The organism is Bifidobacterium sp. 7101 (genome assembly GCF_000499285.1).
GTDB classification, from domain to species: domain Bacteria; phylum Actinomycetota; class Actinomycetes; order Actinomycetales; family Bifidobacteriaceae; genus Bombiscardovia; species Bombiscardovia apis_A.
Map to the genome: position 1 here is coordinate 293,624 of NZ_AWUN01000001.1, position 19,646 is coordinate 313,269.

The window sequence follows — 19,646 nt, forward strand, 5'->3', positions numbered from 1 at the left end:
TTTCTTCGTGTATTGGGAAAACCCTAGGGGAGGCAATGTCGGTAAGGGCATATGCTCTGAGACCACGTCATACTACTATCAATGGGTAGGTCTTAAAAACAATACTCAATGGGTGCCTGTCGATGATCTGACCCCTGAGCCGATCCTGGTGGAGGGTCAGAAGCCGAGTCCGAACACATTGACCACTACTACTTGGACCCAAGGAATAGTCGATGCTAATGCGGCCTTCAATTTGCCTAAACAGCCGAATAATTCCAATGAGATGTTTGCAACGGATAAGAACGGCCAGCCTATGCCCGCCCAGAATGCTGACGGTTCCATTGACTTCAAGAAGGCCAAGGAAGACCAGGGTCTGGACGGCTATTTCAAGCTGGTTACTTGGCCCGTGACCAAGAACTTGAACGACACTGGCACCGCCAACAACTGCAATGTCAATCCCGAAGTATATAACCCCATGCGCAAGGGTCTCGCAGGCATCGATGATGCCATGTCTGAAGCGAAAAAAGATGAGAACTTGACTGCAGGATGGACCATCGACACTGCCTTCTACAAGTATGATGTGCCTCGTCCCGATGATCCGGCCATCACCAACATCCAGAATAATGCGGACGGCTCCTTGAATGCCTCGGGAAGCGTCTATACCGGCAACCTTGATCCTGTGGTCAGCGGTGAGTGCACTCCCTCCAAAGATGACACGCATCCCAACACGGTTACTCTATTCGGAGAAGATACCGGCAATCCTTTCAAGGAGGGGCAGAGCAAGAACAGTGACGACCTGGTGAAAAGCTCGGACTCTTGGGGGTTCAAGCTGGGAGAGGCCGTATGCAATGCGGATCCCAAGAGCAAACAGGGAGGGTCCTGGCAGATACAGGACACCAATAAGCAGTATCCGTCGCCGGATCCGGGCAACAAGTACAACGGCTACAGGCGTTATCATGCCTGGGTGACTGAGTCCGCCTCCGGGTTCGGCTTGACCTCCTTCTTCTCGAACATAGGAACAGCCTATTTCGTCTCCAACGAGAAGGCTCCGGACGGCAAGCTTTCTGTCACGGTGCCTCATACCATCAACGGGAGCCTGCCGGCGAGCTCGGTCGTCACCTTCAAGGGCACTGTTTCACCTATAAATATGGCCTGGTCCTCGGGAGGGCTGGGGATGACTGATTCCAGGATGGCTGTTTCCATGAAGCAGAATGCTGCCTCGGATTGGACGCCCTTGCTGACTACTCCGGCCAACACCTTCCAGAGGGATGCGGCGGTCGGCACCACGTCTTCCGTCACGGATTCCACGACGGGTCTCGCGCTGAGCCTGACCAAGACGGCGGCTTCCACCTGGTCCTGGTCGCTGAATATTCCTGCCGGCAGGTTCACCGGCTACAACGGCAGCGACGAAACGCAGACCTATACCTTCCAGGTCAAGATTGTCAACCCTCTGAATGTCCCTTCGGATCCGGCTTCCATAGAGCGGAAGGTCGATATGACGCCGACTACGCTGGCTTTGGAGCGGTATGACGTCTTCCAGGTGGCGGGCAAGGCCTATAAGTATGTCAATGGGAACACCAGGGTTCCTGAGACCAAGGGCACCTTGGTCCATATAACCTGGCCCGGTAATAGCAGTACGGATGTCACTGTGGGAGACCAGGGTTCGTGGCAGGCGGTTCCTCCTGAGGGCATCAATCAGGGAAAATTCACCGCTCGGGTTGCCTCCGACGATGCTGAGAGCACTGATCCCCAAAGTGGCAACTTCCACGGAGGAAACGAGTCAGCTGCAGTGTCTCACTCGTTGGAGTTCCGGCCGTCCAATTCTGCCCTGCCCTTTGCTGGAGGATGGCCGCTTTCCGTGCTCAAGATTCTGGTGATGCTGACACTGGGTCTGGTGGGCTTCGTGGCCTGTCTAAGGAACAGGCAGGAGATCCGATACTGATTCTCCGGTGACACAAGGCAGGGCCTGTGCTCACTTCCTAGAAATTTGGGAGATGAGGGCAGGCCCTGCTTGTGTTTCCTATACGCGAGACGGGATTTAAGCTCGGACGTCTGAAGGGTAGTTGATGGAAGAGCCGTTTGGCAGGATCGAACTGTTAATGAGAGAGACGCTCTGCCAACTGAACTAAAGTGGCCTCCACCCCCAACGCAGACCAGCCGGATGAAGACTGTAAACGTTCACGAAATACCGGTCGCGAAATACCTGTCGTGGAACAGGCTATATAAACTCCAGATAATGCTTGCAATTTCAGTCTTCGTAAAGTGCGTAAGAAAAAGCGAAGATGCTATTTTTTTATCTCTATGATAGAGTCGAGACAGTTGGGGACAAATTAAAAGCAAAGTAGAGCCGCTCTAAGGGATAATTGTATCTTGATTTGGGGGTATTGTATTGAAGCGATTGCAAGAACGGAGCGCCAAGGGTCCGCAGCATGTCAGCCGTCAGATCATCGCCGTTCTGGTAACCCTTCTGGCGACGCTGGCCATGGTTATTCCGCTTGGGCTGAGCGCCCTTTCGGCCAATCGGGCCAATGCCGTTGATGGACAGGACGAAACGGCCAGTAGAACACCGAAGCTCTATAGGATGATGGCCTTCAACGACAGGATCGATGCCTACCAGGATGAGCTGCGCATGGACTTCATCCTGCGCGTAAAGCACAATGAATTTAAACCGGATTGCGTCGGTGTTGGTGGGACTGACACCAAAAATCCGTCACAATGCAATCTATCTTTCATCTATCAGTTTGTTGGTTCTGACAACCCTGGCTATTACAGACGCGTGCGGTATATGAACACCATTACTCCAGATGATTACGTAGACAGCAATAAAAATGCCAATGCTTATGATGGGGCCTTAGCCTGGGCTAGGAATCAGGATGAGTTCTTCACCGTTCACAAGATAATCAATTCTGGTTTGTATGACTACCTGACCATATCCATTGAGGGTGACATGAATATCGCAGATTCGTCCAAAGATCCTGCGAAATTTGCGGTTGGCGGTCACCCCGAGCCCTTGAATGTCTTCGCCATCGTTGGTGACCAGAATAAGGCCCTGTCTTGCGGTAGTTCTTCCTGGTCCTGGACTACCAATAACTGCAGCAATTTTGATCCTGCTTCCATGAGTGATTTACAGGCTCAGGATAGATATTCAAATATCACGGCAAGCATGTCCCAGGACAAACAGATGAAGGTGTATATGGGTTACTGCTTGGACAGCAAAGCAGATATGAAGTGCAGTGGCCCGTATTCTTGGGTCGGTTGGGACGCCAACCCAAATCTCTACCAAAACAATCAGGCTAACTGGGGCATGGTGACAGATTACGGTTTTCCTGACTATAAGGGCAATGCTACTGGGCAAATCAATGGTACTGCTCCGGGCACAGCCCCGGCACGGTCATTCTTCGTGTACTGGTTGAATCCGCGTGGCAGTACAAATGATAATCCTGATGGCATATGTTCTGAGACCAATTCGTACTATTACCAGTGGGTGGCTCTCAAGGATAGTGAATGGGTTCCTGTCAATGAGCTGACCCCTGAGCCGGTCCTGGTGACAGGCCAGCAGCCGTCTCCTAATACGGCGACTACCACGACCAGCAAGGCAGCCCAAGTCAGTAAGTATTCCGCTTTCAACGTGAGCCCAAAGGATCCGAGGTATCTCGACAACCCCAACGTGCTTTTTGCAACCGACAAGGATGGCAATCCTATGCCTGCTCAGAAGGATGATGGCGGGATTGATTTCAAGCTGGCCAAGGAGAAGCAGGATCTTGACGGTTACTTCAAGATGGTCACCTGGCCTGTTACCACCAATCGGGACGGCAGCGCTTGTACCGTCAGTCCTGAAGTGTACAACCCCGAGAGCGCTGGTCTTGTAGGGATAAACGATGGTATGTCCACCGTTGAGAAGGATACGAATATCGCTGCGGGCTGGACGATTAATAGTGCCTTTTATAAGTATGATGTGCCCCGTCCCGATGATCCGACCATCACGAAGATCGAGAATGATACTGATGCCGGCTTGGATGCTTCGGGTAGCGTGTATACGACCAAGCTTGATCCGGTAATCAGCGGTGAGTGCACGCCCTCCAAGGATGCTGCACGTCCCAACAAGGTCACTCTCTACGGCGAGGATCCCAACAATCCTATTGTGGAGGGGCAGGGCGCAAATGGCGATGACCTGGTGAAAAGCTCGGACACCTGGGGATTCAGGCTGGGCGAAACCGTATGCGAGGTCGACACTGGCAGCAAGCAGGGAGGCTCCTGGCGGATACATGACACGAACAAGCTGTATCCGTCCCCGGACCCGGGCAACAAGTACAGCGGCTATAGGCGTTATCATGCCTGGGTGACTGAGTCTATTTCCGGGTTCGGCCTGACCTCCTTCTTCTCGAATATCGGCACGGCTTATTTCGTCTCCGGCGAGAACGTGCCGGATGCAACTAAGTTCTCGGTCACGGTGCCCCATACGGTCAACGGGAGCCTGCCGACGGATTCGGTCGTTGTGTTCAAGGGCGAAGTGTCTCCTATATATACAGCCTGGTCTTCGGGGGGTCTGGGGATGGCTGACTCGAGGATGGTCGTTTCGATGAAGCAGAAGACCGCGTCGGATTGGACGCCCCTGCTGACCACCCCGGCCAACACCTTCCAAAGGGATGCGGCTGTCGGCACTGCTTCTTCCGCCGAAGATCCTGCGACAGGTCTCACGCTGGACTTGACCAAGACGACGGCTTCCACTTGGTCCTGGTCGCTGAATATCCCTGCTGATAAGTTCACCGGCTACACAGGCGGTGACGAGACGCAGACGTACGACTTCCAGGTTGAGATGATCAACCCGATGAATATCCGCTCGGGCCCGGCCTCCATTGAGCGGAAGGTCGACATGACGCCGACTACGCTGGCCCTGGAGCGGTATGACGTTTTCCAGGTGGCGGGCAAAGCCTACAAGTATGTGGACGGGGATACGAAGATTCCCGAGACCAAGGGGACCGTGGTCCACATAACCTGGCCCGGCAATGGCAATAACAGCACCGATGTCGTTGTTGGGGACAATGGTTCATGGCAGGCGGTTCCTCCCGAGGGAATCAACCAGGGCGAGTTTACCGCTCAGGTGCATTCCGATGATGCTGAAGGCGCTGACGCGCAGGGCCGGTTCCAGGGCGGGAACCAGTCGGCTTCGGTGTCGCATGAGTTGGAGTTCCGTCCGTCCAACTCTGCTTTGCCCCTGACCGGCGGATGGCCGCTTTCGGTGCTCAGGATTCTGCTGCTGATGGCCCTCGGCCTGGTCGGCTTCGTGGCCTGCCTGAGGAACAAGCAGGAAAGCCGCCACTGACAGCGGAAGTATAAGGCAGGGCCTGTTCTTGCAGGCCCTGTTCTTAATCCCGGTGCGCGAGATGGGACTCGAACCCACACGTCCGAAGACACAGGAACCTAAATCCTGCGCGGCTACCATTACGCCACTCGCGCGTACGACATACCCTGCCCTTGAAAGGGCAGTTGGTGGAAGAGCCACTTGACAGAATCGAACTGTCGACCTTCTCATTACGAGTGAGACGCTCTGCCAACTGAGCTAAAGTGGCCTTCGCCTCCAGTCCGGACCCGCCGGAAGAAGGCAACATGCTACATCATACTGGATGCGCACGATAAAAACGCCTTGGGCTTCGGGCAAGGGGTGTACAAGCTTCTTGACACAATGGAGGCATGGATCTCAATGATTTCTATGCCGTCATTCCGGCCGGTGGCGTGGGTACCCGGCTCTGGCCATTGAGCCGCCAGGACCGGCCCAAGTTCCTCTACGATCTGTTGGGGTCAGGCAGAACAATGATCCAGGGCACCTTTGACCGGCTGGCCGGCATCTGCGGGGCTGACCATGTGGTCGTCTCCACTGGCCAGCGGCATGTGGACCAGGTGCGTCAGCAGCTTCCGGATCTGGCTGAGGACGCGCTCTTCGCCGAGCCTGTTCCTCGCGACTCCACGGCGGCCATAGCCCTGGCGACTGCTGTGCTGGCCCACCGACACGGAGGGGAAATCATCGTGGGCTCCTTCGCCGCCGACCACGTCATCAGAGACGACAAAGCGTTCGCAGCCTCGGTGGGGCAGGCGGTGGCAGCGGCCCGGGCCGGTTATGTGACCACAATAGGCATCGCCGCCTCCCGTCCGTCTACCGCTTTCGGCTACATCCATCAGGGCCCCTCCCTGGCCGATCGCATTCCCGGGGCTCCGGATGCCCGCCTGGTCAGCGAATTCGTCGAGAAGCCGGATGCCTCTACGGCTCAGGCCTACCTATCCACAGGGGAGTACCGATGGAACGCCGGCATGTTCGTCATGCAAGCGCAGGTGCTCCTGGACTGCCTGCGTCGTTACAAGCCTGAACTCCACACCGCGGTCATGGCCATCGCCCAGGTCTGGGATCAGGGCGGGCAGGCCCGCAGCCAGGCCATGGAGGAGCACTGGCCCGGCATCGAGAAGATCGCCTTTGACTATGCCGTAGCCGAGCCCCTATCGGCGGCCGGCGGCGTAGCGGTTGTTCCAGGGGGCTTCGATTGGGATGACATCGGCGACTTCAATTCGGTGGCGGGCCTGTTGCCGTCCTCCAACAGGCGCAATATCAAGATTCTGGGTGATGCCGACCGGGTCATGTATCTGGATTCCGCTGGAGACATGGTCGTGCCCGGTTCAGAACGCACGGTCGCCCTTCTGGGTGTGGATGACATGATCGTCGTCGACACTCCCGACGCGCTTCTGGTGGCCCCCCGGGCCCGCAGTCAGGAAGTCAAGGACATGGTGGCCAAGCTGGCCCAGTACGGCTGTGACGACATACTCTGAGAGCAATCTGGCTTGGCTAAGAAAATTGACTGATTTTGTTGCCTTCTGTCTGCTTTTGTGAGTAGTTTGGGTTACAGAACCGGGTGCTCGTCAGACCGGGCATCACCTCATGAAAGGACCCGAACAACCATGGCCATCAATCCTCCAGTGGACGCTACCAGCACCAAGGCCTGGGCGGCCTTGCACCAGCACTTCGACGACATGCAGCGCCAGGGGATCGATCTGCGCGCATGGTTCGCCAAGGATCCGCAGCGCACCGAAAAGCTCAGCTTCGAGCTGGGCGATCTCTATATTGACCTGTCCAAGAACCTGATCCAACCCGAGACCCTGTCACTGCTGGCCCAGCTGGGCCGCGAGGTCGGCCTCGAGGAGCGGATCGAGGCCATGTTCAACGGCGAGCACATCAACAACACCGAGGACAGGGCCGTTCTACACACAGCCCTGCGCCGCCCCGAGGAGGACCGTGGCCGACTGATGGTGGATGGCCAGGATGTGGTGGGCGACGTCCGCGACACACTCAAGCGCATCTACGCCTTTGCCGACCAGGTCCGCTCGGGCAGCTGGACCGGTCTGACCGGCAAGCGTATCACCACCGTGGTCAACATCGGCATCGGTGGCTCCGACCTCGGCCCCGTCATGGCTTACGAGGCCCTGAAGCCTTACGCTGATGCCGGCATCAGCGCCCGCTACATTTCAAACATCGACCCCAACGACCTGGCCGAGAAGACGCGCGATCTGGATCCGGAGACCACGCTCTTCATCATCGTCTCCAAGACCTTCACCACCCTGGAGACCCTGACCAACGCCCGCCAGGCCCGTGCCTGGCTCCTGAAGAGCCTGGGGGAGCGCGGTCTGCTGTCCAAGGACGGCGAGGACCTCTCGGCCGAGGCCATCCGTCGGCACTTCATCGCCGTCTCGACCGCACTGGACAAGGTGCGAGACTTCGGCATCGATCCGGACAACGTCTTCGGCTTCTGGAACTGGGTCGGCGGCCGGTACTCCGTGGATTCCGCCGTAGGCACCTCCCTGGCCATCACCATCGGCCCGGACCGCTTCGAGGAGTTCCTCAAGGGCTTCAACACCGTCGACCGCTACTTCCGCGCCACCCCTCTGGACCGGAACGTGGTGGCTCTGATGGGCTTGCTCAACGTCTGGTATGTCAACTTCTTCGGCGCCCACTCGCACGCTGTGCTGCCCTATGACCAGTATCTGCACCGCTTCCCGGCCTACCTGCAGCAGCTGACCATGGAATCCAACGGCAAGTCCGTGCGCTGGGACGGCACCCCGGTGACCAGCCTGACCGGCGAAATCTTCTGGGGTGAGCCCGGCACCAATGGCCAGCACGCCTTCTACCAGCTGATCCACCAGGGCACCCGTCTGATCCCCGCCGACTTCATCGCCTTCGCCAACACCCCCAACCCGGCCAAGGATGGCGACCAGGACGTGCATGAGCTCTTCCTGGCCAACTTCCTGGCCCAGACCAAGGCATTGGCCTTCGGCAAGACAGCCGACGAGGTCCGGGCCGAAGGCACTCCGGAGGCCATTGTCCCGGCCCGGGTCTTCACCGGCAACCGGCCCACCACCTCCATCTTCGGCGATGCGCTGACCCCGGCCGCCCTGGGCGAGCTGATCGCCCTCTACGAGCACATCACGCTGACCGAGGGCACTGTCTGGGGTATTGATTCCTTCGACCAGTGGGGCGTTGAGCTGGGCAAGAAGCTGGCCCGCGAGATCACCCCGGCCATCTCCCGGGACGACCAGGCTCTGGCTGAGCAGGATCAGTCCACAAAGTCCTTGATCGCCTTCTACAGGGCCCACCGCCGCTGATGTCCGGCCGGGCCCTTGCAGGTCCGGCTCGTGGTATATTATTTGACAGTTGTTTGCCGGAAGGGTAGCTGCCGCATGGGCTCCCTTCCTTTCAGGTCCAGCCGGATGCTCCGGCGGATCGGCACCCCCGACGGCAGACCGTCGGGTTCCGTCCAGGATCGCCTCCTTTGGTGGTTGCGGTCCATGTCATGGGTCGATGTGCGGCGGCCATGGAGGAACAGCATGAACGCGATTCAGGAATTTGACGCTAGCCACATGAAGCCTGCGGAGCAGATCCCCGACTTCCGCCCCGGCGATACCGTCGAGGTCAACGTGAACATCACTGAGGGCAACAACTCCCGTATCCAGGCTTTCACTGGCGTGGTGATCGCCCGTCAGGGTTCCGGTGTGCGCGAGACCATTCTGGTGCGCAAGGTCAGCTTCGGTGTGGGTGTCGAGCGTCGCTTCCCTCTGCACTCCCCGCAGATTGACTCCATCAAGGTGCTGCGCCACGGCCGTGTACGCCGCGCCAAGCTCTACTACCTGCGTGGTCTGCACGGCAAGGCCGCCCGCATTGTCGAGCGTCGTGACAACAAGGCCGAGTCCAACAAGTAGGTTTCGACCAGAGCGACCCAGCCCAGGCCTGGCCGCTAACACCCGGGATGCAATTCTCCCGGGTTTTTCCATGCTTGGGTGTGTACGCTATGAGGCAAGCGGAACCTGTTTGTGTGTGGGTTCCGGCGGATGACAAGGAGTGGATATGGCCTTTCGGGATGAGGCAGCGACCTCGTCGGGACTCTGGTACCCGGACGGCAGACAGGCCACCTCAGCCCCGGTGCCGCCCCGTCATGCCTTGGACCGTCCCGGTGGACGCGGTTCCACCAAGGGCAGCCACCCGCGGCTGGGTGAACGCGGTTTCCTGCCCGAATTTCTGTTCGAACTGGTTGCCCTCTTGGCCGTCGTCGCCGTCCTGCGCATATTTTTGTTCAGCATCTACGTCATTCCCTCCGGCTCCATGGAGAATACCCTTGGCATCGGGGACAGAATCCTGACCACCCACAGGCTGACCAGATCCATAGTGACCCCCCGCCGAGGGGATGTGGTGGTCTTCACCGACCCTGCCAACTGGCTAGGTGAAGAGTCCACACCCAGCTTCCGTGGCAGTCACCTGGTCAAGCGTCTGATCGGCATGCCGGGCGACACTGTGGCCTGCAAGGGTCATGGCGCCCCGGTTACCGTCAACGGTGTCGCCCTGGACGAGAGCTCCTACCTGCGCCCAGGAGTGGAGCCCAGCACCTTTGCCTTCAATGTCAAGGTGGACCCTGGTTACGTCTTCGTCATGGGTGACAACCGTTCAAACTCCGCCGATTCCCGCCTGCACAAGGACGACGGCCACAATGGCCTGGTCCCCATGGACAACATCAAGGGCACCGCGTTGCTGACCTATTACCCGGTGGGCAGCTGGAAGCTGCTCAACAACCAGCACAAGGTCTTCGATTCCGTGCCCGAGCCGACGAAGGACTGAATCGGCTGTGAGGCGGATTCTGCCGACCCTGGCCACCGAGGCCGCCTTGGCTGGCCAGGGAGCTGAGTACGTGCTGGGCCTGGATGAGGTCGGTCGCGGAGCCCTGGCAGGTCCGGCCATGGTTGGCGTGGTGGCGGTCCGGTCCGCTGACCTGCCCCATTTGAAGGTCCCTGACGGGGTGGCGGATTCCAAGATGCTGACCCCTGCACGTCGGCTGGCCATGTATCGTGACCTGGAGGACTGGGCTGCCGGTTGGGCAGTGGGTGCCTGCTCCAATCGTGAGATCGACCAGTGGGGTATCGTCCACGCACTGGGCATCGCCGCCCTGCGTGCGCTGACCGATTTGGAGCATGGGATGGACCTGGGGTCTGACCGCCGTCTGGCTGCCATCCTTGACGGCCCCAATGACTACATCACCCCGGCAGCCGACAGCTTTGACGCCCCCGACCTTCCGGTTCTGCCCAAGGTGTCCACCCAGGTCAAGGGCGATGCCCACTGCGTCAGTGTGGCCTGTGCAGCGGTCATCGCCAAGGTCACCCGTGACCAGCTTATGGTCCGGCTGGCTGCCTCCGATCCCGCCCTGGCCCCATACCAGTGGGAGCACAACAAGGGTTATGGGTCGCCTGCACACCTGGAGGCCATACGTCGTCTGGGCCCCAGCCGTCTGCACCGGGTCAGCTGGCATTTGCCCTCGTCCGGTCCCGGCAGGGGCTAATATCGGAACGGTCGACACGGCTATCGGAAGAAGGTCACATGCCCGCAGGCAGCGGGGGCAGGTCACGGTCCAAGCGCCCCTCAATGTTCGAGGTTGCCCGGCTGGCCGGGGTCTCCCACCAGACTGTGTCCAGGGTCATCAACAATTCCAAGGATGTTTCTCCGGCCACCCGGGTCAAGGTCCAGCAGGCCATCAGGAAGCTGGGTTACCGGCCCAGTAACTCTGCGCGGGCCCTGGCATCCAGCCGCAGCCGGACCATAGGACTGGTCGCTGGCGGTGTCAGTCTCTTCGGACCTGTCTCATCGATCACGGCCATCGAGACCGTGGCCCGTTCCCATGGACTGTTTATGTCGGTCATGATGGTGGACGAATCCACCTGCACGCTTGCCGGATTTCAGGAGCTCTGCGGCACCTTCCTGGAGCAGAACGTGGACGCTTTCATCTTTCTGACGCCCACCGACACCATGTTCCAGGCCGCCTGCCAAGTGGAGGTGAGCCAGCCCCGGGTCATCGTCACCTCCACGCATGGCATCACCAGCGTCGAAGAGGCCCTGAGCCGCCGGCGGGGCGACGGCAGGATTGCCCTGACCGGAATCGACCAGTGGGGCGCCGTGCAGCGGCTGGCCCGGCTGTTGGTCTCCCGGGGCCATAGGCGGGTGCTCTATATGGCCGGCCCTGCGCAGTGGCGGGATGCCGCCACCCGACTGGCCTCCTGGAAGGTGGCCTGCGCCCGTTGCCGCATACGAACGGCAGTGGTCCACGCCCGCAGCTGGGAGGCGGGGGAGTCCTACACACTGATGAACCACCTGATCGATCAGCGGGGTATGAGCGGCACCTCCCTGCCGTCAGCCGTGGTTACCGCCAACGACAATCAGGCTGTGGGCGTGGCCCGGTCCCTGCAGGAGCACGGCATCCGCATTCCCAGTGACATCAGTCTGGTGGGCTTCGACGATGTACCCACTGTAGACAACATGTATCCACCGCTGGCCACGGTCCGTCCCCGCTTTGAGGATCTGGGGGTGGCCACCATGCGGCAGGTCCTGGCCCTGCTTCACCAGGGGCAGCCGGTGGACTTCCCGGTCACCCATCACGGTGTGGGACTGATCCAGGCGGATGTGATCCAGCGCCGGTCCCTGGGCTACGCAGTCAAGCGCATCTGACCACTGTCGGCCAGCACCCGCTGGCTTGCCTGATTCTCTGGTCTCAGATACAATCGTAACCAGACTATGTGAGCGTTAACATATCAGGCAAAGGAGCGGACATGGCTGTTGGCGAACAAGGCGTCATCGTGAGCGAATTAAAGGAGGGTGCGACCAGTCTGGGCATCGAATTCGGCTCCACCCGCATCAAGGCCGTACTGATCGACCACGACTACCGGACGCTGGCCACCGGGGACGTCGAGTGGGAGAACCGGCTGGAGGACGGTCTATGGACCTACTCCATGGACCAGATCCATCAGGGTCTGCAGGCGGCTTATGCGGCCCTGGCCGAGGACGTCCGTCGCCAGTACGGGGTGACGCTGACCAAGATCGGTGCCATGGGGATTTCGGCCATGATGCATGGCTACCTGGCCTTCGACAAGGATGGCCAGCTGCTGGTGCCCTTCCGCACCTGGCGCAACACCAACACCCGTCAGGCGCATGAGGAGCTTTCGCGGGCTTTCAAGATCAATATTCCCGAGCGTTGGTCCATCGCCCACCTCTACCAGGCCATTCTGAACGGCGAAGAGCATGTGTCCAAGGTGGCCTACATCACCACCCTGGCTGGCTACATGCACTGGAGGCTCTCCGGCCGCAAGGTCATCGGCATCGGCGATGCCTCGGGCATGTTCCCCATCGACTCCTCCCGCAAGGAGTTCGACCGGGGCCTGCTGGAGATTTTCTCCCGACTGCCCCAGGTTCAGGACCAGCCCTGGGACATCCACGACCTGCTACCTGAGCCGTTGACCGCCGGCAGCGATGCGGGGGCACTGACCGCAGAAGGGGCCGCCCTGCTGGATCCCAGTGGTCAGCTGCAGCCCGGCGTGCCCATGGCCCCGCCCGAGGGCGACGCGGGAACCGGCATGGTGGCGACCAATGCGGTTCGCCCCCGTACCGGCAACGTGTCTGCGGGCACATCCATCTTTGCCATGGTGGTCCTGGAGCATCCCCTGCGTGACTTCCATCCCGAGGTGGATCCGGTCACCACACCGGCTGGGGATCCGGCCGGCATGAGCCATGCCAACAACTTCACCTCGGACCTGAACGCCTGGGTGGGGCTGTTCGGGGACTTCGCCAAGGCTGCCGGTCTGGACCTCAAGGGGAATGCGCTCTACGCCACCCTGTTCAACCAGGCTCTTCTGGGGGACAAGGATGCCGGCGGGCTGATCAACTACTGCTTCTATTCCGGGGAGTTCCTGGCAGGCCTGGAGGAGGGCCGACCCGTCTTTGCCCGCGGCCCCGAAGGAAGGATGACCCTGGCCAACTTCATGCGCGCCCAGCTCTTCTCGGCCTTCTCGCCGGTCACCATCGGCATGGATGTGATGACCCGGCAGGAGCATGTCCAGGTGGATACCATGGTCGGTCACGGCGGCATCTTCGCCACCCCCAAGGTGGCCCAGCGGATCCTGGCCGCCGCCTTCAATGCCCCCATCAAGGTCATGTCCACCGCTGTGGAGGGGGGCGCCTGGGGCATGGCCGTCCTGGCCGACTATCTGGGTCATGCCGACCAGACCCTGGCCGACTACCTGGATGACAATGTCTTTGCAGGCGTCCAGTCCACAACGGAGCAGCCGGATCCGGCTGATGTGAAGGGCTTCAGAACCTTCTTCGACCGCTTCACCAAGGGCCTGCCCATCGAGCAGGCGGCCGTGAAGACCATCCCCCTGCAGGGATGAGGCCGGGAGCTGAAAACGTCAAGCGGCCGGATCAGCGGGATCGGGCCGGGAAAAGGAGTTGCTGATGGTGTCCTTGGCTGATTACTCGCCCGAGGTGCGCGACGAGGTGAAACTGGTGCGTGAGCAGGTGGCCACCCTGCATGCGCAGCTGACCAGGTGGAATCTGGTGGTCTGGACGGCGGGCAACGTTTCGCAGCGGTTGCGCTCTGCCGATCTGATGGTTATCAAGCCCTCGGGGGTGCGCTATGAGCACCTGACCCCAGGATCCATGGTGGTCACCGATCTGGATGGCAATGTCGTTGACGGTGCCGAGGCCCCCTCTTCGGACACGCTATCCCATGCCTATATCTACAGGCACATGCCCGATGTCTACGGCGTGGTTCACACCCATTCCACCTATGCCACCGCCTGGGCGGCCACCGGCAGGGACATTCCCTGCGTTCTGACCATGATGGGCGACGAGTTCGGCGGCCCCGTACCGGTGGGTCCCTTTGAGCTGATTGGCTCCGAGGCCATCGGCAAGGGCGTGGTTGACACCCTCAAGGATCACCCCGGCTGCCCGGCCGTGCTCATGCGCAACCATGGGCCCTTCACCGTGGGAGCCGATGCCGAGGCAGCGGTCAAGGCGGCGGCCATGACCGAGGAGGTGGCCCACACGGTCTGGGCAGCTGAACAGATCGGCACACCCAAGCCCATCGATCCGGCTGACATAGCCAAGCTCAACGACCGGTACCAGCACGTCTACGGCCAGCACTGAGCTGGAAAACAAAAGCAAAGGAGCAAGAAGTATGAGCATGAAAAATCCCTTCGAGGGCAAGGAGCTTTGGTTCGCCGTTGGTTCGCAGGACCTCTATGGAGAGGAAACCCTGCGCCAGGTGGGCGTCCAAGCGGCGGACATCGCCAAGTCCCTCAACGACTCGGGTCGGATCCCGGTCAAGCTGGTCTTGAAGCCCACCCTGAAGGATTCGGACTCCATCCTGAACTTCATGGTCGATGCCTCCTCGAACCCGGCCTGCATCGGCGTGGTGGCCTGGATGCATACCTTCAGCCCGGCCAAGATGTGGATCAGAGGTCTGGAGAAGCTGCGCAAGCCCCTTCTGCAGCTGAACACCCAACATCATGTGGAGATCCCCTGGGACACCATTGACATGGACTTCATGAACCTGAACCAGTCGGCCCATGGCGACCGTGAGTTCGGCTACATCCTGACCAGGCTGGGAATCCCGCGCAAGATTGTGGTCGGTCACTACACTGACCCCGAGGTTGCCGACAAGATCGGCGTCTGGGCGCGCGCCTGCGCCGGCTGGGATGCCGCCAACAATATGAAGGTCTGCCGCTGGGGCGACAACATGCGCGACGTCGCTGTCACCGAGGGCGACAAGACCGAGGCTGAGAGGGTCTTCGGCGTTTCCGTCAACACCTGGCCGGTCAACGAGCTGGTGGACCATGTGAACGCCGTCACTGACGACCAGGTCAAGGATCTGATTGAGGACTACAAGAGCAGCTATGAGGTGGCTCCCGAACTTCTGGACTCCCGGTACGACTCCCTGGTGGTGGCCGCGCGAGAAGAGCTCGGCATGCGGGCCATGATGGAAGAGGTGGGCGCCACTGCCGCCGTGGACAACTTCCAGGATCTGGGAGGCCTGCGTCAGCTGCCCGGCGTGGGGGCCCAGCGGCTGATGGCTGACGGGTACGGATTCTCGGCAGAGGGTGACTGGAAGACCTCGGTCCTGATCCGGATCGGCAACGTCATGGGCTACGGACTCAAGGGCGGCTGCTCGCTCATGGAGGACTACTCCTACAACTTCGTGCCCGGCCATGAGGAGATCATGGGCGCCCACATGCTGGAGGTCTCGCCCACGCTGCTGACTGAGGGGCGGCCCCGTCTGGAGATCCATCCCCTGTCCATCGGCGACAGGGAGGACCCGGTGCGTCTGGTCTTCACGGCCACCCCCTGCACTGATGCTGTGGTCGTCTCCCTGGCGGATGTACGCGAACGCTTCCGCCTTGTCATGAACGTGGTGGATGTGGTCGAGCCCGGCGGGTCCCTGGCCAAGCTGCCTGTGGCACGTGCCCTCTGGAAGCCCCGGCCCTCGCTCAAGGTCTCGGCTGAGTGCTGGCTGCGCGCCGGCGCGGCCCACCATACCTGCATGACCACCACCGTTGGTCGCGAGGCTTGGGAGGACTTCGCCCGGATGGCCGGCGTGGAGCTCGCCGTCATCGACGAGAGCACAGAACCGCGCCGTTTTGAGGCCGATCTGCGTGCAGCCGAGCTCTACCACCGGCTGGACAACCGGCACTGATCGCCTGTCTTAGGACAGATTGCAAGGCCCTGCCACTGCACATGTGGCGGGGCTTTTTATATTCGGCTTGTCGGTTTGCGTTGTCCCAATTTTGTCGGTACAGTGATGATTAGGCAATGGGAACAGTGGCATGTCCCAAAGTTGACATATTGCCCACCCCCCTGAGTCGGGGAAGTGATCGGTTGGGGAGGCGAAGATGTGCCTGGCCATCCTGTGCCTATTAACAAAGAAGGGAATGCGTGCATGCACATGCAACGAGATAATGAAGGGATAAGGCTCCCTAAGCTTTTAGGCTTGGCGGTTGCCGGAGCGACGCTCCTGGCGGGCATGGTCGTTTTGCCTGCCACCCACGCTTCAGCCGATGAGACCTATGGATATAATGCCGAAGATGACTTCAGGCCGGGTCCACTGCAATCAACAGTGAATCCTAAGCTGACAGTCACCAAGTACCTGTCGTTGGTTCAGGGGTACAGCCCCACGGGTTCCTCTAAAGATGCTGACGTTTTGAGTTCGAAGGCGGACCTGGTTCCCGCTAAGGATGTCACTTTCAATGTCTTGGATGTCGAGTCTACGTCAGGTAATTTGGCTGACATTGATCCTTTGACTCCTACTACATATAGTGTCCAGAAAACGTATGCTGGTGTGACTGATGGCCAAGGTGTAATCACTAAGTGGTACCCGGCCGGTGATGGAGGAGCTATGCCGGCTAAGGGTACGGCAGAAGCCACCTTCCCGGCAGGAGCCAACCATTGGTACATCCTGCAGGAAAATCGTGACAAGTCGTGGGCTTTTAACAAGGATAATCCAAACAAGATTGATTCTTCGAAGTATGCAGACGCGGCACCCTCGTTCTTCGGCCTGCCCTATGCAGCCACTTCGCTCACTACCGACACTAATACTGCAAATAAGGTTCAAGGATATATCTATAATCTGCACCTGTATCCGAAGAACATGAACACCACACAGTTCTCCAAGACCGTGCAGTCCGTCAAAGATTTGCAAGGTAACCCGAAGCCTCAGCGGACAGCTGTTGCCGGTGATACGGTTTCTTACAAGCTGTCGCAGAGGCTCTACAACGCTGGCAAGAAGACTCAGAATGATGGCAAGCTTGATGTTAGTGAATTACAGGGCGATAGCAAGGATCTGATTATTGTAGATCGGATGTCGAGCTCCCTAAAGTTGGTTGGTAATTTCACTGTTAAGCTCGAATCCGATGGCACTACTCCTGACCCTGTAGATCTCACTAAGGATACGGATTATACCGAGGCAACACCTGCTGAAAATCCTGATAGCCTGGTTACTGGTAAGAAGATGTTTGCAAATGATGTGCCAAGTAAAGACGTCTCTTATTATCAGTTCAACTTCTTCAAGGCTCTTGGCAAGGTACAGGGTTTCAATGCCCCATCCTTCCGGCTCAACATCTATTATGATGCCAAGGTCACCGCAAATGGTGATTCTACCGGCACTGATGGTGTTGCCAACGATGCAGCTTCTGATTTCACCGAAAACCTTGATAGCAGCGGTACACACCAAGATCCTATTCCTGAACATACGAATTTGATCAACGGTGTCGTTGCCTTCGGTAATGTGAAGAATCAAGCATCGAAGTTTGAAGCTCTGCCTGGGTCTGAGTTCCGTCTGGTTAAGTCGCAATCCGAGTCAGACAAGTATCTTGCCTCCGATGGCAACTTCTATACCACTGCTGAGGAGCTGCCATCTGGTGTCGAGCTCTATAAGGCTACCGCTAACGACAAGGGTGTGGTAGCATTTGCTGCATTGCCTATCTTTGGCGCTGCAGCGAGTACACCAGCAAAGGCTGCTGGAGATCCTGGTAAGACGGTGCAAGCTGGTGATTGGTGGTTGCTCGAGACCAAGACTCCCAATGGCTGGCGTAGCCCTGGCTTCCCCTTCCAGAAGGTGACATTTAAGGATGCAGGTAAGACTGAGCAGGACATAGCACAGCTGTATGGACCTCATGCCACGGTTCAGCCCGATTATTCTAAGCTGCTATTCGGCAAGTTCGGAAAGACACCCACGGATATCACGGCGGCCGGTGGCCAGGAGATAAAGTTCAATAATGTGCCAGTGGAAACTTATCTGATGCATTATGCAACTACTGATGGTGATTCACCATTAGCCCTGCCTCTGACTGGTGGTCGTGGCATCCTGCTGCTGCTGGTTGTCGGTGCCCTGATCATGGGTGGTGCCTTGTACGCCCGTAATCGGCGCAATAACGCCGCCCGGGCCTGATGATCACGGTCACATCAAGAATCATGTGAGGTGACCCGATGGCGGACGGTTCCTCCGTGAATCGTCCGCCATTTTCATACGGACCATTGAACTTCTACGGTCCGCACATGTCGGGACGCTGGTCTGGTCTTATTCAGCCAGCGGATCTGACGCAACCACGTCGTCGAAAGGCGGCCTTGGAAGGGAAGGTTTATGAAGGGAATTGCCTTGCCGAAATGCCTCACCCACCGGGTCCTGCCCTGTCTGATTGCGGCCTTGGCCTGTTTAGGTTTGACTGCTTTCGATATGACGCCGGCGGCAGAGGCAGCGACGGTCAACCCGACCCTGACGGTGCAACTCAAGAGAGGACATTCAGGTCAAGGAGGTCAGAATGACATCCTGCCGAGTGCCCCTGTGTCGGCTGGAGCAGGGTATATCTTTCGCGCCCTGAGACTGGATGCAGGTACTCTGAAGAGCCGGGTGGAGGCGCTTGACCATAATCCTGGCGCTGATAAGGCACAAGCGGCCATCAGCAACGAGGTGGCAGCCAATCCGGATGCTTTCAAGGACAAGACGCAACCCGCTGAATACTACGGTGTGTCTGATCAAGATGGCACTATAACCAACGCATCAGAAGCCAAATCACAAGGTGTCTGGCTTACAGGAGCCAATCTTGATTTAGACGCATCCAGCCTGACCGGAGGCAGTCCCGCAGTTTTTGATGGCGACTACTTCCATGCTTCATACTGGTTGGTCACCCTGGTAGCCACACCTAAGAATGCAAAGGTAAAAACCGATCCTGTGGTCGTACAGTTGCCGCTCTACCGCGAGCAGGGTGAAGTTCATCCACTTTATGATGTGACTATAAGCCCCAAGCTTGTGGACATACCTCAGGTCGTCCCAGTCGTACGATCTGGAGGTCATGGCAAGCTGGCAGCTACCGGCGTCTCTATGGTAGCGCCTGGCATTCTGCTTATGATCCTGGCCATGATGGGACTCTACTTGGCGGTAGTTGCACGATCCTGGAACAGGGATGAGCGCTAGGTATTCTCATGGCAATGTCGGTGTGATGCCATCAAACGGCATCGTAGGCATCTGTGAGGATGTGTAAGGACCGGCGGTATCATACAGGTGCCGCCGGTCTTTGTATGTCAAGAACAAACAATCGGACTATTTGAAGCGAGCACGAGGAAGGCTATAGATGGACCAGTACACTGACTCGGCTACTATGAGCCCATCCCAGACGACCGGAAACGGGGAAGTTTCCTATGCGTCCATGCCGGCTGAGTCAGCATCGTCAGACATGCCTGTTGAGCAAGGGGACATGCCACCTTCCTATGCTCCTAGTTCCGAGGTGCCGCCCTCCTATCCACCTTCGGCAACACCTGAGGATCGCGG

The 19,646-nt window shown here is 58.8% G+C and carries 13 protein-coding genes and 2 tRNA genes; 13 read left to right on the plus strand and 2 right to left on the minus strand.

Going from position 1 to position 19,646, the window contains the following annotated elements; translation table 11 throughout:
* The first annotated feature begins 262 nt into the window (after positions 1 to 262).
* Both P272_RS09520 and P272_RS0101175 read left to right on the plus strand, forming a co-directional pair.
* On the plus strand, positions 263 to 1,921 hold the full coding sequence (locus P272_RS09520) for a hypothetical protein (protein ID WP_253269636.1): 1,659 nt from the start codon (positions 263 to 265) through the stop codon (positions 1,919 to 1,921).
* A gap of 687 nt (positions 1,922 to 2,608) precedes the next feature.
* Positions 2,609 to 5,302 carry a hypothetical protein gene (locus tag P272_RS0101175; protein WP_253269637.1) on the plus strand — a complete coding sequence of 898 codons (2,694 nt, stop codon included), beginning with the start codon at positions 2,609 to 2,611 and terminating at the stop codon, positions 5,300 to 5,302.
* 53 nt (positions 5,303 to 5,355) lie between these two features.
* On the opposite strand, the gene P272_RS0101180 is transcribed toward P272_RS0101175, so the two are convergent.
* Together P272_RS0101180 and P272_RS0101185 are read right to left on the minus strand one after the other, a co-directional pair.
* Positions 5,356 to 5,436 (minus strand) — tRNA-Leu (locus tag P272_RS0101180).
* A gap of 40 nt (positions 5,437 to 5,476) precedes the next feature.
* A tRNA-Thr gene (locus tag P272_RS0101185) sits at positions 5,477 to 5,549 on the minus strand.
* 121 nt (positions 5,550 to 5,670) lie between these two features.
* Here P272_RS0101185 and P272_RS0101190 point away from each other — a divergent pair.
* The 11 genes from P272_RS0101190 to P272_RS0101240 all read left to right on the plus strand — a co-directional run bounded on the left by P272_RS0101190 (position 5,671) and on the right by P272_RS0101240 (position 19,292).
* Positions 5,671 to 6,795, plus strand: coding sequence for a mannose-1-phosphate guanylyltransferase (locus P272_RS0101190; RefSeq protein WP_029677743.1), 1,125 nt, complete (start codon positions 5,671 to 5,673; stop codon positions 6,793 to 6,795).
* Between the two features lie 129 nt (positions 6,796 to 6,924).
* Positions 6,925 to 8,622, plus strand: coding sequence for a glucose-6-phosphate isomerase (pgi, locus tag P272_RS0101195; protein WP_029677744.1), 1,698 nt, complete (start codon positions 6,925 to 6,927; stop codon positions 8,620 to 8,622).
* A gap of 222 nt (positions 8,623 to 8,844) precedes the next feature.
* Positions 8,845 to 9,216: a 50S ribosomal protein L19 gene (rplS, locus tag P272_RS0101200; RefSeq protein ID WP_024627419.1), complete on the plus strand. Its 372-nt coding sequence runs from the start codon at positions 8,845 to 8,847 to the stop codon at positions 9,214 to 9,216.
* Between the two features lie 145 nt (positions 9,217 to 9,361).
* Entirely contained in the window at positions 9,362 to 10,126 is a 765-nt protein-coding gene (gene lepB, locus P272_RS0101205) for a signal peptidase I (protein ID WP_029677745.1), read from the plus strand.
* A gap of 7 nt (positions 10,127 to 10,133) precedes the next feature.
* Complete coding sequence (locus P272_RS0101210; protein ID WP_029677746.1) at positions 10,134 to 10,841, plus strand: ribonuclease HII; 708 nt, start codon at positions 10,134 to 10,136, stop codon at positions 10,839 to 10,841.
* 38 nt (positions 10,842 to 10,879) lie between these two features.
* A complete protein-coding gene (locus P272_RS0101215; RefSeq protein WP_029677747.1) occupies positions 10,880 to 12,001 on the plus strand; it encodes a LacI family DNA-binding transcriptional regulator in 1,122 nt (373 codons plus the stop codon).
* A 101-nt stretch (positions 12,002 to 12,102) separates the two neighbouring features.
* Positions 12,103 to 13,716 (plus strand): xylulokinase, encoded by a 1,614-nt coding sequence (locus tag P272_RS0101220; protein WP_029677748.1) that lies wholly within the window; start codon positions 12,103 to 12,105, stop codon positions 13,714 to 13,716.
* Positions 13,717 to 13,780: 64 nt separating this feature from the next.
* Positions 13,781 to 14,473, plus strand: a complete 693-nt coding sequence (locus P272_RS0101225) for an L-ribulose-5-phosphate 4-epimerase (protein WP_029677749.1) — start codon at positions 13,781 to 13,783, stop codon at positions 14,471 to 14,473.
* 31 nt (positions 14,474 to 14,504) lie between these two features.
* Positions 14,505 to 16,019, plus strand: coding sequence for an L-arabinose isomerase (araA, locus tag P272_RS0101230; protein ID WP_029677751.1), 1,515 nt, complete (start codon positions 14,505 to 14,507; stop codon positions 16,017 to 16,019).
* Positions 16,020 to 16,262: 243 nt separating this feature from the next.
* Complete coding sequence (locus P272_RS0101235; RefSeq protein WP_029677752.1) at positions 16,263 to 18,269, plus strand: LPXTG cell wall anchor domain-containing protein; 2,007 nt, start codon at positions 16,263 to 16,265, stop codon at positions 18,267 to 18,269.
* 192 nt (positions 18,270 to 18,461) lie between these two features.
* Positions 18,462 to 19,292 carry a hypothetical protein gene (locus P272_RS0101240; protein ID WP_029677753.1) on the plus strand — a complete coding sequence of 277 codons (831 nt, stop codon included), beginning with the start codon at positions 18,462 to 18,464 and terminating at the stop codon, positions 19,290 to 19,292.
* The last annotated feature ends 354 nt before the right edge of the window (positions 19,293 to 19,646 follow it).